The following is a 15,169-nucleotide window of genomic DNA, read 5'->3' as shown; positions in this document are numbered from 1 at the left end:
GGCTTTCGGACGTCGACCACTCGGTATGCCGTCCGCTCCCCTCGTCGTCCTCCCCGCGCGACCCGGACCCCCAGGTCTGGTCTCGCGAGGAGAGAGTCATGACAGTGGTGGAAGCGTCCACACGTCCCCAGATGCACGTCCGCAAGCGCAACGGCGACCAGGAGGTCGTCGACGTCGGCAAGATCGTGCGCGCCGTCGAGCGGGTGAGCGGGGACCTGCTCGAGGTCGACCCGCTGCGGGTCGCCACCCGCACGATCAGTGGGCTCTACGACGGCGCGAGCACGCAGGAGCTCGACCAGCTGTCGATCCAGACGGCCGCCCAGATGATCGGCGAGGAGCCGCAGTACTCGCGGCTCGCGGCCCGCCTGCTGTCCGGCTACCTCGACAAGGAGGTGCGCGGCCAGGGCGTCGCGTCGTTCAGCCAGTCGGTGGCGCTCGGGCACGCGGAGGGCCTCATCGGCGACGACACCGCGCGGTTCGTCAAGGACCACGCGCGCAAGCTCGACACCGCGATCGACCCCCACGGCGACAACCGGTTCGAGTACTTCGGCATCCGCACCGTCGGCGACCGCTACCTCCTGCGCCACCCCACGAGCCGGCTCGTCATCGAGACGCCGCAGTACTTCCTGCTGCGCGTGGCCTGTGGCCTCGCCACGTCCGCCAAGGAGGCCATCGGCTTCTACCGGCTCATGTCGAGCCTGGCCTACCTGCCGTCGAGCCCGACGCTCTTCAACTCCGGCACGGCGCACCCGCAGATGAGCTCGTGCTACCTCGTCGACAGCCCGCGCGACGACCTCGACTCGATCTACTCGCGCTACCAGCAGGTGGCCCGGCTCTCGAAGTTCGCCGGCGGCATCGGCATCGGCTTCTCCCGGATCCGCAGCCGCGGCGCCCTCATCCGCGGCACCAACGGCCAGTCCAACGGCATCGTGCCCTTCCTCCGGACGCTCGACTCGTCGGTCGCCGCGGTCAACCAGGGCGGGCGGCGCAAGGGTGCGGCCTGCGTCTACCTCGAGCCGTGGCACCCCGACGTCGAGGAGTTCCTCGAGCTGCGCGACAACACCGGCGAGGACGCCCGCCGGACCCACAACCTCAACCTCGCCCACTGGGTGCCCGACGAGTTCATGCGCCGCGTCGAGGCCGACGAGCAGTGGTCGCTCATCGACCCCGACCAGGCGCCCGAGCTCGTCGACCTCTGGGGGCCGGCCTTCGACGAGGCCTACCGCCGCGCCGAGGCAGAGGGTCGCTACGTCCGGCAGGTCAAGGCCCGCGACCTCTTCGCCCGGATGATGCGCACCCTCGCCCAGACCGGCCAGGGCTGGATGACGTTCAAGGACGCGTCGAACCGGACGTGCAACCAGACCTCGGACTCCGGCGAGGTCGGCGCGCCGATGGTGCACCTCTCCAACCTCTGCACCGAGATTCTCGAGGTGTCCTCCGACGGCGAGACCGCCGTCTGCAACCTCGGCTCGGTCAACGTCGCCGCCCACCTCACCGCCGACCGCAGCGAGGTCGACTGGGAGCGGCTGCGCGAGACCGTCCGCACGGCCGTGCCGTTCCTCGACCGGGTCATCGACATCAACTTCTACCCGTCGCCGGAGTCGGCCGCGTCGAACCCGCGCTGGCGCCCGGTCGGCCTCGGGCTCATGGGCCTGCAGGACGTCTTCTTCGCCCTGCGCCTGCCCTTCGACTCCCCCGAGGCCAAGGAGCTGTCGACGCGCATCTCCGAGGAGATCTACCTCACCGCGCTCGAGGTCTCGTGCGAGCTCGCCGTGCGCGAGGGTGCGCACCCGGCATACGAGACGACGCGGGCGAGCCGAGGACAGCTCCAGCCCGACCTCTGGGACGTCACCGGCACGCAGACCGAGCGGTGGGCCGCGCTGCGTGAGCGCATCGCCGAGCACGGCCTGCGCAACAGCCTGCTCATCGCCATCGCGCCGACGGCGACGATCGCGTCGATCGCCGGCTGCTACGAGTGCATCGAGCCGCAGGTGTCGAACCTCTTCAAGCGCGAGACGCTGAGCGGCGAGTTCCTGCAGGTCAACAACGCCCTCGTGCGCGAGCTCAAGGCGCGCGACCTGTGGAGCCCGGAGGTCCGTGAGCAGATCAAGCGGGCCGAGGGGTCCGTGCAGGGCGTCTCCGCGCTGCCCGAGGACGTGCGCCACCTCTTCCGCACCGCGTGGGAGCTGCCGCAGCGGGCGCTCATCGAGCTCGCCGCCGCGCGCCAGCCGTTCATCGACCAGAGCCAGAGCCTCAACCTCTTCCAGGCCTCGCCGACGATCGGCAAGCTCAGCTCGATGTACCTCTTCGCGTGGAAGTCGGGGCTCAAGACGACCTACTACCTGCGCTCGCGTCCGGCGACCCGGATCCAGCAGGCGACGACGAGCGTCACCGGCACCCCCGCGTATGCCGGCCAGCCCGCCACCGCGACCACGTCACCCGACGCCGCGCTCACCATCACCGACGAGGCGGCAGTCGCCTGCTCCCTCGAGAACCCCGAGACCTGCGAGGCCTGCGAATGACCCTGTCCCACACCGAGACCCGGATGCTGCTCGACCCCGGCATGAACCTCACGCTGCGACCGATGCGCTACCCGCACTTCTACGACCGCTACCGCGACGCCATCAAGAACACCTGGACCGTCGAGGAGGTCGACCTCCACTCCGACCTCGCCGACCTGCGCAAGCTCACGGCGGCCGAGCGGCACCTCGTGTCGCGGCTCGTCGCGTTCTTCGCGACCGGCGACACGATCGTGGCCAACAACCTCGTGCTCAACCTCTACCAGCACATCAACTCGCCGGAGGGGCGGCTGTACCTCAGCCGCCAGCTCTTCGAGGAGGCCGTGCACGTGCAGTTCTACCTCACGCTGCTCGACACCTACGTGCCCGACGAGACCGAGCGGCACGAGGCGTTCGCGGCGGTCGACACCATCCCGTCGATCAAGCACAAGGCGGACTTCTGCTTCCGCTGGATCGACTCCGTCTTCGACCTCGACGCGCTCGAGACGCGGGAGCACCGCCGGGCGTTCCTGCTCAACCTCATCTGCTTCGCCGCGGTCATCGAGGGGCTGTTCTTCTACGGCGCCTTCGCCTACGTCTACTTCCTGCGCTCGCGCGGGCTGCTCAACGGGCTCGCGTCGGGAACGAACTGGGTCTTCCGCGACGAGTCGATGCACATGGCGTTCGCGTTCGACGTCGTCGACACGGTGCGCGAGGAGGAGCCCGAGCTCTTCGACGCCGAGATGGCCGCGCAGGTGCGGCAGATGCTCGTCGAGGGGGTCGAGGCCGAGGCGCAGTTCGCCGAGGACCTCCTCGGGGGTGGTGTCGCCGGGCTCTCGACAGCCGACATGCGCTCCTACCTCGAGCACGTCGCCGACCGGCGGATGCAGCGGCTCGGCCTGGAGCCGATCTTCGGCTCCCCCAACCCCCTCGCGTTCATGGAGCTCCAGGACGTCCAGGAGCTCTCGAACTTCTTCGAGCGACGCGTCTCGGCGTACCAGGTGGGGGTGAGCGGCTCGGTCGGCTTCGACGAGGACTTCTGACCCGGTGGCTTCCTGAGAAGCCGACGACGCGCGTATGCCGTGTGGTCCCGCAGGGGGCACCACACGGCATACGTGCGTCTGGCGTGCGCACTGCCGGCGTCGATGGACCGGCTCAGCCGGCATTCAGGTCGAACCGTCATAATCGAGTCCACCAGGGATGTTGTCCCGGGAGCTGCTCGTCACGGCGAGTGACCTCACGTCAACCCCCACCCCACAGGCCCACTGCGCGGATGGAGGCACTCATGATCACGATCGTGACGCTGCACTTCCTCGCGGCTGCCATCGCGCCGGCCCTCGTGCGTCGGCTCGAACGACGCACCTTCCTGCTGCTCGCGCTCGTCCCGCTCGGGTCGTTCCTCTGGCTGCTCGGGCAGGCCGAGGCGGCGTTCGACGGCGACGTCCGCACCGAGCGGGTGCAGTGGATCCCGACGATCGACCTGCAGATCGACCTCGCCCTCACGCCGCTCAACGCGGTCATGGCGCTCGTCGTCACCGGTGTCGGCGCGCTCGTCCTCTTCTACTGCCGGTGGTACTTCCGCGAGGGCGACCGCGAGATGTGGCGCTTCTCGAGCGTGCTCACCGCCTTCGCCGGGTCGATGCTCGGGCTCGTCGTCTCCGACAACCTCTACGTGCTCTACGTCTTCTGGGAGCTGACGACGGTCCTGTCGTTCCTGCTCATCGGGCACAACCCGGAGCGCAAGGCCAACCGCCGGGCCGCGATGAACGCCCTCATCGTCACGACCTTCGGCGGGCTCGTCATGCTGCTCGGCCTCTTCGTGCTCGGGCACGAGGCCGGCACCGCGCGCATCTCCGACATCCTCGCCTCGCCGCCGCAGGGCACGGCCACGACGGTCGCGGTCCTGCTCATCCTCGTCGGCGCGATCAGCAAGTCGGCGCTCGTGCCGTTCCACTTCTGGCTGCCCGGCGCGATGGCCGCGCCGACACCGGTGAGCGCCTACCTGCACGCTGCGGCGATGGTCAAGGCCGGCGTCTTCCTCGTCGCGCTCCTCGCGCCGGCGTTCTCGGACATCCCCGGCTGGCGACCGCTGCTCCTCGGGACCGGCATCCTCACCATGGTCATCGGCGGGCTCCGGGCGCTGCGCCAGCACGACATCAAGCTGTTGTTGGCCTACGGCACGGTGAGCCAGCTCGGCTTCCTCATCGCCGTCGTCGGCGCTGGCACCCGGGCGGCGATGTTCGCCGGGCTCGCGCTCGTCCTCGGCCACGCGCTCTTCAAGTCGGCGCTCTTCCTCGTCGTCGGCGTCATCGACCGCAGCACCGGCACCCGCGACCTGCGCGAGCTCACCGGGCTGCACCGCTCGCTGCCCGTCGTCTTCGCCGCCACCGTCGTCGCCGCCGCGTCGATGGCCGGCATCCCGCCGCTGCTCGGCTTCACCGCCAAGGAGGCCGCGCTCGCGGCGTTCCTCGACCTCGGACCGGACGCCGACGTCGGGGTGTGGGGGCCGGTCGCCCTCGTCGGCCTCGTCATCGGGTCGACCCTCACCGTCGCCTACACCGCACGCTTCGTCTGGGGTGCCTTCGGCGTCCGGTCGGTGACGCCACCGACCGTGACGCCCCAGCGGGTGGGCTTCGTCGTCGCCCCCGTGCTCCTGGCCGCCTTGTCGCTCGTCGGCGGCTTCGCGGGGAGCTTCCTCACGCCACGCCTTCTCTCGTATGCCGGTGACGCCCCTCCCGGGGCCCACGAGCCCGTCCTCACGCTGTGGCACGGGTTCAGCCCGGCGCTCGGGCTGTCCGCCCTCGCCATCACGGCGGGCCTGCTGCTCTGGGTCGCGCGGCGCCGCGTCGCCGCGCTCCAGCGCCGGGTCGTCGAGGGCCTGCACGTGCCCGATGCCGAGCTCGTCTACCACGGGGTGATCCGTGGGGTGGACCGTCTCTCCATCGAGGTGACCGGCCGGACCCAGCGGGGTTCGCTGCCCGTCTACGTCGGCATCGTCCTCGTCGTGCTCGTCGTCATCCCCGGCATCGCCCTCGCACAGGCGTGGGACGGCGTGCGGCTGCGCGGACCCGACAACCTGCTCCAGGTCGCGATCGTCATCGTCGTGGTGCTCGCCGCGGTCCTCACCGTGCGCTCGCGTCGCCGGCTGCGGGCCGTGCTCCTCGTCGGGGTCACGGGCTATGGCACCGCGCTGCTCTTCGTCGCCCACGGCGCCCCCGACCTCGCCCTCACCCAGGTGCTCGTCGAGACCTTCTCGGTCGTGACGTTCGTCCTCGTCATGCGGCGCCTGCCCCCGTTCTTCTCCGACCGGCCGTTCACCTCGGCCCGGCGGATCCGGGTCGCGGTGGGCTGCCTCGTCGGCCTCGCCGTCGGCGGCTACGCCCTGCTCGCGGCCAATGCCCGCACGGCCCGCCCGGTCGGGCTCGACTTCGCCGACCCGGCCTACGACTACGGCGGCGGCAACAACATCGTCAACGTCACCCTCGTCGACATCCGCGTGTGGGACACCTTCGGCGAGCTCGCCGTGCTCGTCGTCGCGGCCACGGGCGTCGCCAGCCTCATCTTCCTGCTCACCGACCGGGCGACCTCGCACCGCGAGGCCCGGCGCGGGCGGACGTCGACGGACCAGGGGTGGCTGCGCGGTGCAGGGCTCATCGCCGACCGTCGCCGCTCCGTCGTCTTCGAGATCGTCGCGCGCATCGTCTTCCCGGTGCTCATGATCTTCTCGATCTACCTCACCTTCGCCGGGCACAACCTCCCCGGCGGTGGGTTCGCCGGCGGACTCATCGCCGGCCTCGCGCTCATGGTCCGCTACCTCGCCGGTGGCCGCGCCGAGCTTGACTCGGCGGCGCCTGTCGACGCCGGGGTCGTCCTCGGGTCCGGTCTCGTCATCGCCGCCCTGTCGGGCGTCGTCCCGGCGCTGCTCGGCTACAACGCCTTCCAGAGCGGCATCTTCGACGTCCCGACCGGGCTCTTCGGCTACGAGGTCCACCTCGTCACCTCGCTCTTCTTCGACCTCGGCGTCTACCTCGTCGTCGTCGGGCTCTCCCTCGACGTCCTGCGCAGCCTCGGTGGCGGCATCGACAAGCAGGGCGAGGAGAAGGGCGAGGTCGAGACCGACACCGGAGAGGTGGCGATCGCCTGATGGCCACCAACTACGTCCTCGTCATCGCGATCGTCGTGCTCGTCGCCTGCGGCACCGTCCTTGTGCTCGAGCGCAGCCTCAGCCGCATCCTCATCGGGTTCGTCATGCTCGGCAACGGCGTCAACCTCACCTACCTCGTCGCCTCCGGCCCGTCCGGGGACGCCCCGATCATCGGCATGGGCAGCGGCGAGATGACCGACCCGCTGCCCCAGGCGATGGTGCTCACCGCCATCGTCATCACCCTCGGCGTCACCGCCTTCGGCCTCGCGCTCGCCTACCGCGCGTGGCAGCTCACCGGACACGACGACGTGCAGGACGACCTCGAGGACGACCTCGTGCGCCGGCGGGCCGACCTCGACCATCCGTCCGCGTCCTTCGACGACATCGCCGCCGGCGTCCCCGACGAGGAGGGCGAGGACCAGCCGTCCGAGCCGACCGGGGTCAGCGACGACGAGCTCGCCGCCGAGATCGAGGCCGAGGACGCCGACGAGGAGGCGGCCGCGACCCGGTCGCAGTGGGTGGACCCGCGCGACCGCGACACCACACGGCATACGCCGCCGGAGGACGCGGCCACCGACGAGGGCGAGGCAGTCGCGCACGCGGACCCCCGGGACCCCGACCTGACCCACACCGAGCGACCCGTGACGGAGGGGGACCGATGACCCAGATCGTCGTCCTGCCGGTCCTGCTGCCGCTGCTCGGCGCCGGGCTCTGCCTCGTCTTCGGGCGTTCGGCGCGGGCCCAGCGCCTCATCTCCGTCGTCGTCCTCACGACCGTCGTCGTCACCGCGGCCACGCTGCTCGTGCGAGCCGACCGGTTCGGTCCGCAGGCCGTGCAGATCGGCGGGTGGGGGCCCGACATCGGCATCTCGCTCATCGCCGACCGGCTCTCGGCGCTCATGCTGCTCGTCTCGACCTTCGTCACGCTCTGCGTCCTGCTCTACTCCTTCGGGCAGGGCATCGTCGAGTACGGCCGCGAGACACCGCTGTCCGTCTTCCACCCGACGTTCCTCGTGCTCAGCGCCGGGGTCTCCAACGCCTTCCTCTCGGCCGACCTCTTCAACCTCTTCGTCGGGTTCGAGGTGCTGCTCGCCGCGAGCTTCGTCCTCATCACCCTCGGCGGCACCGAGGCCCGCATCCGTGCCGGCACGATCTATGTCGTCGTCAGCCTCATCTCGTCGGCGATCTTCCTCGTCGCCATCTCCTGCGTGTATGCCGCGACCGGCACCGTGAGCTTCGCCGAGCTCGCCGGGCGGGTCGGGGACCTGCCGCCGGGGATCGCGCAGATGCTCCAGCTCCTCCTGCTCACAACCTTCTGCATCAAGGCCGCGGTCTTCCCGCTGTCGGCATGGCTGCCGGACTCCTACCCGACGGCGCCCGCTCCCGTGACCGCCGTCTTCGCCGGCCTCCTCACCAAGGTCGGCATCTATGCCATCGTGCGCATCCAGACGCTCGTCTTCCCCGGAGACGGCCTCCGCGGGCTGCTGCTGTGGGCCTCGATCCTCACCATGGTCATCGGCATCCTCGGTGCGGTCGCGCAGTCGGACATCAAACGAATCCTGTCCTTCACGCTCGTGAGCCACATCGGCTACATGCTCTTCGGCGTCGCCTTCGCGACCCAGCTCGGGCTCTCCGGCGCGATCTTCTACATCGCCCACCACATCACCGTGCAGACGGTGCTCTTCCTCGTCGCCGGACTCATCGAGTACCGCTCCGGCACGACGAACCTCAGCCGGCTCGGCGGGCTGGCGAGGTCGGCACCGGTGCTGTCGGTCGTCTTCTTCGTCCCTGCGATGAACCTCGCCGGCATCCCACCGTTCTCCGGGTTCCTCGGCAAGGTGGCGCTGGGCCAGGCCGGCATCGCCGACGGCGACTGGCTCGCGATCACGGCCGTGGCCGCCTCGATCCTCACGAGCCTGCTCACCCTCTATGCCATCGCCAAGGTCTGGAACCGCGCGTTCTGGCAGCCCGCGCCCGACGCGGACCACGAGCACGACGACGAGGACGACTGGTCGCACGGCCCCCTGCACGGCGGTGGCCGCGTCTCGAGCTCGGCCGGCACGCTCATGACGACGATGTGGCAGAAGGTCGAGCAGGCCCAGCGCCTCCCGATGGCCATGGGCCTGCCGACGGTGCTGCTCGTCGCCTTCAGCGTCGGCCTCACCGTCCTCGCCGGGCCGCTCTTCGGCATCACCGACCGCGCCGCCACCGAGCTCCTCGAGCGCACGCCCTACGTCTCCGCCGTCCTCGGGGACCAGCCGTGAGCGGGCCGCTGCCGATGGTCGTCGGCCTCACGCTCATCTGGGTCCTGCTCTGGGGTGCGGTCTCCCCGACGATCGTCGTCGGCGGGGTCCTCGCCTCGGTGCTCGTCGTCACCGTCTTTCCGTTCCCGCGGGCGCCGTGGACCTGGGTCATCCGGCCGTGGCCGACGCTCGTGCTCGCCGTGCGCTTCCTGTGGGACCTCGTGAGGGCGAGCGTCGAGGTCTCGTGGTTCGCCCTCCGCCCGTCGGGGGCACCCCCGAGCGCGCTCCTGCGGGTCCAGCTGCGCACCCGCTCAGAGCTCGTCATGACCATCACCTCCGAGCTCGTGTGCCTCGTCCCCGGGTCGCTGCTCGTCGAGCTCGAGCCCGAGGAGGGCGCGATCTACCTCCACGTCATGGACGCCCACACGCCCGAGCGCCTCGCCGCCTTCCACCAGTCCGTGCTCGAACAGGAGGAGCGCGTCGTCAAGGCGTTCGCCCCGCGCGAGGAGCGCGACGCCGTCTGCAGCCAGGAAGTGCGCTCGTGATCGCCGTCGGCATCGTCTGCGCGGTCCTGCTCGCCGCGAGCGGGATCCTCTGCCTCGTCCGGGTCGTGCGTGGCCCGTCGATGCTCGACCGGACCCTCGCCACCGACGTCTTCGTCGCTGCGATCGTCGGTGCGGTCGGTGTCCACGCAGCCGTGGGGCGCTACTCGAGCACGGTGTCGGTCATCCTCGCTCTCTCGCTCGTCGGCTTCCTCGGCTCGGTGAGCATCGCGCGCTTCGCCGCCCGTGACGGTGACGGCGGGCCGCACCTCGAAGAGGGGAAGCACCGATGATCGACGTCCTCGCCGGAGCCTGCCTCGTCGTCGGCTCGCTCCTCGCCCTCATCGCCGGCATCGGGCTGGTCCGCTTCCCCGACGTGCTCACCCGGATGCACGCGGCGACGAAGCCGCAGACACTCGGCGTCCTCCTCGTGCTCCTCGGGCTCGCCCTGCGCGTCGAGGACCGGAGCGCCCTCACCGTCATCGCGCTGGCCGCGATCTTCCAGCTCGTCACCGCGCCGGTGTCGGCGCACATGCTCGGCCGGGCGGCGCTGCGCGCGGGCCACATCGACCGCAGCCGCCTCACCCACGACGACCTCGCCGACGAGTCGTCATGAGGCCCGTGCCGGAGCCCGCGGGTCCCGGGCAGGAGTCGGTGTGGGAGTACCCGCGCCCACCGCGCGTCGAGCCGAGCGACGAGGTCGTCGAGGTCCGCTTCGGTGGCGTCGTCGTGGCGCGATCGACCCGGACGCTGCGGGTGCTCGAGACGAGCCACCCGCCGACCTCCTACCTGCCCGCGTCGGATGTCGAACGCGGCACGCTGCGGCCGGTGGCGGGGTCGACCCGGTGCGAGTTCAAGGGGGACGCGGCCTACTTCGACGTCGTCGCCGGGGGATTGGTCGCACGCTCGGCCGCATGGACCTATCCCGACCCGTGGCCCGGGTTCGAGGCGCTCGCCGGCCACGTCGCCGTCATGCCGGGCGCGATGGACGAGTGCCGCGTCGACGGCGAGGTGGTCGTGCCGCAGGAGGGTGGCTTCTACGGCGGATGGGTCACGAGCCGCGTCGTCGGACCGTTCAAGGGAGCACCCGGCACCTGGGGCTGGTGACCGACTTATTGCGCTGGAGCGACACTTTCGACCCCGGTTGGGGACGAAAACTGTCGCCGCTGCGCAAGAAGTCGGGCGCGGGACCCACGCTCTGCGTGGGCCGGCATACGGTCAGGTGTTCTGGGGGAAGCCGAGGTTGAGGCCGCCGTGGCTCGGGTCGAGCCAGCGCGAGGTGACGACCTTGCCGCGGGTGAAGAAGTTCACGCCCTCCATGCCGTGCGCGTGGCTGTCGCCGAAGAGCGAGTTCTTCCAGCCGCCGAACGAGTAGTAGGCCATCGGCACGGGGATCGGCACGTTGATGCCCACCATGCCGACCTCGACCTCGTTCTGGAAGCGCCGGGCGGCGCCGCCGTCGTTGGTGAAGATCGCGGTGCCGTTGCCGTAGGGGTTGGAGTTGATGAGCACGAGGCCCTCGTCGTAGGACTGGACGCGCAGCACCGAGAGCACCGGTCCGAAGATCTCGTCCTGGTAGACCGACATCTCCGGCGACACCTTGTCGAAGAGCGTCGGCGCGAGGAAGAAGCCCTCGCCGTCGGCGTCGAAGTCGGCCTCGCGCCCGTCGACGACGAGCTCGGCGCCGGCCTCGACCCCGGCGTCGAGGTAGGACGCCACCTTGTCGCGGTGCTGCTGCGTGACGAGCGGGCCCATGTCGGCGCCGCGGGTGCCGTCACCGGTGACCAGCTTGCCGACGCGGTCCTTGATCTTCTCGATGAGGTCGTCGGCGATCGGCTCGACGGCGAGCAGGGCGGAGATGGCCATGCAGCGTTCACCGGCCGACCCGAACCCGGCGTTGACGGCCGCGTCGGCGGCGAGGTCGAGGTCGGCGTCGGGCAGGACGAGCATGTGGTTCTTGGCGCCGCCGAGGGCCTGCACCCGCTTGCCGTGCGACGTGCCGGTCTCGTAGACGTAGCGCGCGATCGGCGTGGAGCCGACGAAGGACACCGCCTTGACGTCGGGGTGGGTGAGGAGGGCGTCGACGGCCTCCTTGTCACCGTGGACGACGTTCATCACGCCGTCGGGCAGGCCGGCCTCGCGCCACAGGTCGGCGACAGCGACCGCCGCCGACGGGTCCTTCTCGCTCGGCTTGAGGACGACGGCGTTGCCGCAGGCGATGGCGACGGGCACGAACCACAGCGGCACCATCGCCGGGAAGTTGAAGGGCGAGATGACGGCGACGACGCCGAGCGACTGCCGGATCGAGTAGACGTCGACCTTGGTCGAGGCGTTCTCGGTGAACCCGCCCTTGAGCAGGTGCGGGATGCCACAGGCGAACTCGACGACCTCGAGCCCGCGGGTGACCTCGCCGAGCGCGTCCGAGAGCACCTTGCCGTGCTCGGCGGTGATGAGCGCCGCGATGTCCTCCTTGCGCTCGTTGAGCAGCTCGCGGAAGCGGAAGAGCACCTGCGTCCGCTTCGACAGCGACGAGCTGCCCCAGCCGGACGCCCATGCCTCCTTCGCGGTCGCGACGACCTGCCCGACCTCGTCGGCGGTGGCGAGGTCGAGGACGCCGGTCTGCTCGCCCGTCGCCGGGTTCCAGACCGGGCTGGTGCGCCCGACGGGGCCGTCCCAGGTCCGGCCGGCGACGTGGTGGGTGATGCGGGTGGCAGTGCTCATGACGGTTCCTTCGTGCTGGATGCGTTGTGGGACAACGTGGTGGGGTCGGCGAGGTCGACGGTGACGCGCTCGCCCGAGGCGAGCGAGGCCATGCCCGCGGTCGAGACGGCCGTGGCGGCGTAGCCGTCCCAGGCGGTCGGGCCCGCGGACGTGCCCGCGTGGGCCGAGTCGACCCACGCCTGGACCTCGAGGTCGTATGCCGTGGCGAACCGCTCGCGGTAGTCCGCCGGGACGCCGCCGCCCCACTGGCCGACCCCGGAGGCGGAGAGCGACGTGGAGTAGGCGCCGGACGACGGGCGGCCGATGACGACGGACCCGCGCTCGGCGACGGCCTCGCACCGCACCTCGTAGCCGACCTGGCTGTTGACGAAGACCTCGTTGGTGACGATGCCGCCACCGGCCATCGTGAAGAGCGCCACCTGCGGGTCGATGACGCCCTCGGCGGCGAGCGAGGTCGATGACGGCGAGAGGACCTGGATGGCGACGACCTCCTCGCCGAAGAGGAAGCGGGCGACGTCGACCTCGTGGACGAGGCTGTCACGCACGATCATCTCGGAGCGGAAGTCGGCGTTGGGGACCGAGGCGTTGCGGTGGACGTTGTGCAGCAGGAGCGTCCGACCGAGGGAGCCGTCGGTGAGCACCGTGCGCAGCCGCGCGTACTCCCGGTCGAAGCGGCGCATGAACCCCACCTGCACGAGCGAGCGTCCGAGCCGTTCGGCCGTCTCGCGCTCGGCGCGCACGACGCGCAGCGACGACTCCGAGTCCATCGTCAGCGGCTTCTCGCAGAGCACCGGCTTGCCGGCGGAGAGGCAGGCGATGACCTGCTCCTCGTGGACGAAGCCGGGCGAGGCGAGGACCACCGCGTCGACGTCGTCCGACGCGATGAGCTCGAGGGCGTCACCGTGCGATCGCACCCCGTCGAACCGGGTGGCGAGCTCCTTGGCGCGCACCTCGTCGGGGTCCGCGACGGCGACGAGCTCGGCGCGGGCGGTGCGCCGGGCGAGCCGCTCGGCGTGGTCGGCGCCCATGATCCCGACGCCGACGACGCCGACCCGCAGGGGGCGGCTCATGACCGCTCGCCCGGGGCGAGGAAGGACCGCTGGTCCTGCTTGTGCTTGTCGTAGCCCGCACGCGCCGACTGCGTCGAGGCGAGGTCGCTCACCTCGGCGACCGGGACGTCCCACCAGCTCTCACTGTCGGGCGCGAAGACCCGCGGGTCGGTCTCGACGTGGATGACGACCGGGCCACCGTCACTCGGCCAGGCCTTGGCCGCGGCGATCGCGTCGGCGAGCTCCTCGCGCGAGTGCACCTCGATGACGTGGGCGCCGAGGCTGCGGGCGTTGGCGGCGAGGTCGACGGGCAGGACGTCGCCGTCGAGCCGGTGCGAGCCCTCGCCGCGCATGCGGTAGGCGGTGCCGAAGCGCTGCGACCCCAGCCCCTCGGAGAGCGACCCGATCGAGTGGAACCCGTGGTTCTGCACGAGGACGACGACGACCTTGACCCGCTCCTGCACGGCGGTGACGAGCTCGGTCGGCATCATGAGGTAGCCGCCGTCGCCGACCATCGCGAAGACGTCGCGGGTCGGGTCGGCGAGCCGGATCCCGATGGACGCGGGCACCTCGTAGCCCATGCAGGAGTAGCCGTACTCGACGTGGTAGCCCTTGCGGTCGCGCACCCGCCACAGCTTGTGCAGGTCACCGGGCATCGACCCGGCGGCGCAGAGGACGACGTCGCGCGGGTCGCTCAGCTCGTTGACGGCGCCGATGACCGACGCCTGGGTGAGCAGTCCGTCTGCGAGCGCGTCGGTGACCGACGACGGCGGTTCGTATGCCGTCCGCACCGCCTCGTCCCACCGCTCCCAGAGGGTGCCCTGCCGCCCACGGTAGGCGTCGTCCACCGACCAGCCGTCGAGCGCCTTGGAGAGGGCGGAGAGCGCCTCCCGGGCGTCGGCGACGACCGACAGGCCCGACTGTTTGCCGGCGTCGAAGCCGGCGACGTTGACGTTGACGAAGCGAACGCCGCTCGCCGCGAAGGCCGTGCGTGAGGCCGTGGTGAAGTCGCTCCACCGCGTGCCGATGCCGATGACGACGTCGGCCTCTGCGGCGAGCTCGTTGGCCGCCGTCGTTCCGGTCGATCCGACGGCGCCGACGAGCTGGGCGTGGCCGTGCAACAGCGACCCCTTGCCCGCCTGCGTCTCGGCGACGGGAATTCCTGTGGCAGATGCGAACTCGGCCAGCGCGTCCTCGGCACCCGAGTAGTGCACGCCACCACCGGCGACGAGAAGCGGCTTGCGCGCCGACCTGATGACCTCGGCCGCCGCCGCGATCCGGGACGGCTCGGGCACGGGCCGGGCGACGTGCCACACCCGCTCAGCGAAGAGCTCGACCGGCCAGTCGAACGCCTCGGCCTGCACGTCCTGCGGCAGCGAGATCGTCACCGCGCCGGTCTCCGCCGGGTCGGTGAGGACGCGCATCGCCGACAGCAGCGCCGACGGCAGCTGCTCGGGCCGCACCACCTCGTCGAAGAAGCGCGACAGCGGACGGAAGGCGTCGTTGACGGTGACGTCACCGGCATACGGCGCCTCGAGCTCCTGGAGCACCGGGGCCGAGACACGCGTTGCGAAGGTGCCCGAGGGCAGGAGCAGCACCGGGATGCGGTTGATCGTCGCGAGCGCCGCGCCGGTGAGCATGTTCGTCGAGCCCGGGCCGACCGAGGCCGTGCACGCCCACGTGCTCAGCCGGTCCTGCTGGCGGGCGTAGCCGACGGCCGTGTGCACCATCGCCTGCTCGTTGCGCACGAGGACGTAGGGCAGGTCGGCGACACGACCGCCCTCCGCCGCTCCCAACTCCTCCTGAAGTAGGGCCTGCCCGATCCCGGCCACGTTGCCGTGCCCGAAGATCCCGAGGCACCCGGCGAAGAGCCGCTGCCGCTCGCCGTCGCGCTGAGACCACTGCTGGCCGAGGAACCGGATCGTCGCCTGCGCCACCGTGAGCCTGATCGTCTCGGTCATCTGCTCCATGTC

Annotated in this window: 12 protein-coding genes; 9 read left to right on the top strand and 3 right to left on the bottom strand. The window is 71.0% G+C overall.

Annotated elements, in window-relative coordinates; all coding sequences use genetic code 11:
- Positions 1-98: 98 nt before the first annotated feature.
- From ACOJV7_RS08500 to ACOJV7_RS08460, 9 genes are all read left to right on the top strand, one after another.
- The gene (locus ACOJV7_RS08500) at positions 99-2,522 is read left to right on the top strand and encodes a ribonucleoside-diphosphate reductase subunit alpha (RefSeq protein ID WP_420189699.1); all 2,424 of its coding nucleotides are present in this window, start codon (positions 99-101) and stop codon (positions 2,520-2,522) included.
- Positions 2,519-3,541 carry a ribonucleotide-diphosphate reductase subunit beta gene (locus tag ACOJV7_RS08495; RefSeq protein WP_420189698.1) on the top strand — a complete coding sequence of 341 codons (1,023 nt, stop codon included), beginning with the start codon at positions 2,519-2,521 and terminating at the stop codon, positions 3,539-3,541. Before ACOJV7_RS08500 ends, ACOJV7_RS08495 begins: the two co-directional genes overlap by 4 nt.
- A gap of 242 nt (positions 3,542-3,783) precedes the next feature.
- Positions 3,784-6,642 (top strand): Na+/H+ antiporter subunit A, encoded by a 2,859-nt coding sequence (locus tag ACOJV7_RS08490; protein ID WP_420189697.1) that lies wholly within the window; start codon positions 3,784-3,786, stop codon positions 6,640-6,642.
- The gene (locus ACOJV7_RS08485; RefSeq protein ID WP_420189696.1) at positions 6,642-7,304 is read left to right on the top strand and encodes a Na(+)/H(+) antiporter subunit C; all 663 of its coding nucleotides are present in this window, start codon (positions 6,642-6,644) and stop codon (positions 7,302-7,304) included. Before ACOJV7_RS08490 ends, ACOJV7_RS08485 begins: the two co-directional genes overlap by 1 nt.
- On the top strand, positions 7,301-8,905 hold the full coding sequence (locus ACOJV7_RS08480) for a Na+/H+ antiporter subunit D (protein ID WP_420189695.1): 1,605 nt from the start codon (positions 7,301-7,303) through the stop codon (positions 8,903-8,905). Before ACOJV7_RS08485 ends, ACOJV7_RS08480 begins: the two co-directional genes overlap by 4 nt.
- Positions 8,902-9,429, top strand: a complete 528-nt coding sequence (locus ACOJV7_RS08475) for a Na+/H+ antiporter subunit E (protein ID WP_420189694.1) — start codon at positions 8,902-8,904, stop codon at positions 9,427-9,429. The genes ACOJV7_RS08480 and ACOJV7_RS08475 overlap by 4 nt, the downstream gene beginning before the upstream one ends.
- Positions 9,426-9,719, top strand: coding sequence for an MrpF/PhaF family protein (locus ACOJV7_RS08470; protein ID WP_420189693.1), 294 nt, complete (start codon positions 9,426-9,428; stop codon positions 9,717-9,719). Before ACOJV7_RS08475 ends, ACOJV7_RS08470 begins: the two co-directional genes overlap by 4 nt.
- Positions 9,716-10,042, top strand: a complete 327-nt coding sequence (gene mnhG, locus ACOJV7_RS08465; protein WP_420189692.1) for a monovalent cation/H(+) antiporter subunit G — start codon at positions 9,716-9,718, stop codon at positions 10,040-10,042. Before ACOJV7_RS08470 ends, mnhG begins: the two co-directional genes overlap by 4 nt.
- Positions 10,039-10,533 (top strand): DUF427 domain-containing protein, encoded by a 495-nt coding sequence (locus ACOJV7_RS08460; RefSeq protein ID WP_420189691.1) that lies wholly within the window; start codon positions 10,039-10,041, stop codon positions 10,531-10,533. Before mnhG ends, ACOJV7_RS08460 begins: the two co-directional genes overlap by 4 nt.
- Before the next feature lie 111 nt (positions 10,534-10,644).
- Here the strand turns inward: ACOJV7_RS08460 and ACOJV7_RS08455 are convergent, their stop codons facing one another.
- The 3 genes from ACOJV7_RS08455 to iolD are packed head-to-tail and all read right to left on the bottom strand — an operon-like array spanning position 10,645 to position 15,157.
- On the bottom strand, positions 10,645-12,147 hold the full coding sequence (locus tag ACOJV7_RS08455) for a CoA-acylating methylmalonate-semialdehyde dehydrogenase (RefSeq protein WP_420189690.1): 1,503 nt from the start codon (positions 12,145-12,147) through the stop codon (positions 10,645-10,647).
- Entirely contained in the window at positions 12,144-13,217 is a 1,074-nt protein-coding gene (locus ACOJV7_RS08450; protein WP_420189689.1) for a Gfo/Idh/MocA family protein, read from the bottom strand. Before ACOJV7_RS08450 ends, ACOJV7_RS08455 begins: the two co-directional genes overlap by 4 nt.
- Complete coding sequence (gene iolD, locus ACOJV7_RS08445; RefSeq protein ID WP_420190392.1) at positions 13,214-15,157, bottom strand: 3D-(3,5/4)-trihydroxycyclohexane-1,2-dione acylhydrolase (decyclizing); 1,944 nt, start codon at positions 15,155-15,157, stop codon at positions 13,214-13,216. The genes ACOJV7_RS08450 and iolD overlap by 4 nt, the downstream gene beginning before the upstream one ends.
- Between the last annotated feature and the right edge of the window lie 12 nt (positions 15,158-15,169).

It is taken from the genome of Knoellia tibetensis, assembly GCF_048606415.1.
Classification (GTDB): domain Bacteria; phylum Actinomycetota; class Actinomycetes; order Actinomycetales; family Dermatophilaceae; genus Knoellia; species Knoellia tibetensis.
Note: the sequence above shows the minus strand (reverse complement) of the source record. Positions and strands in the feature narration are given on the sequence as shown.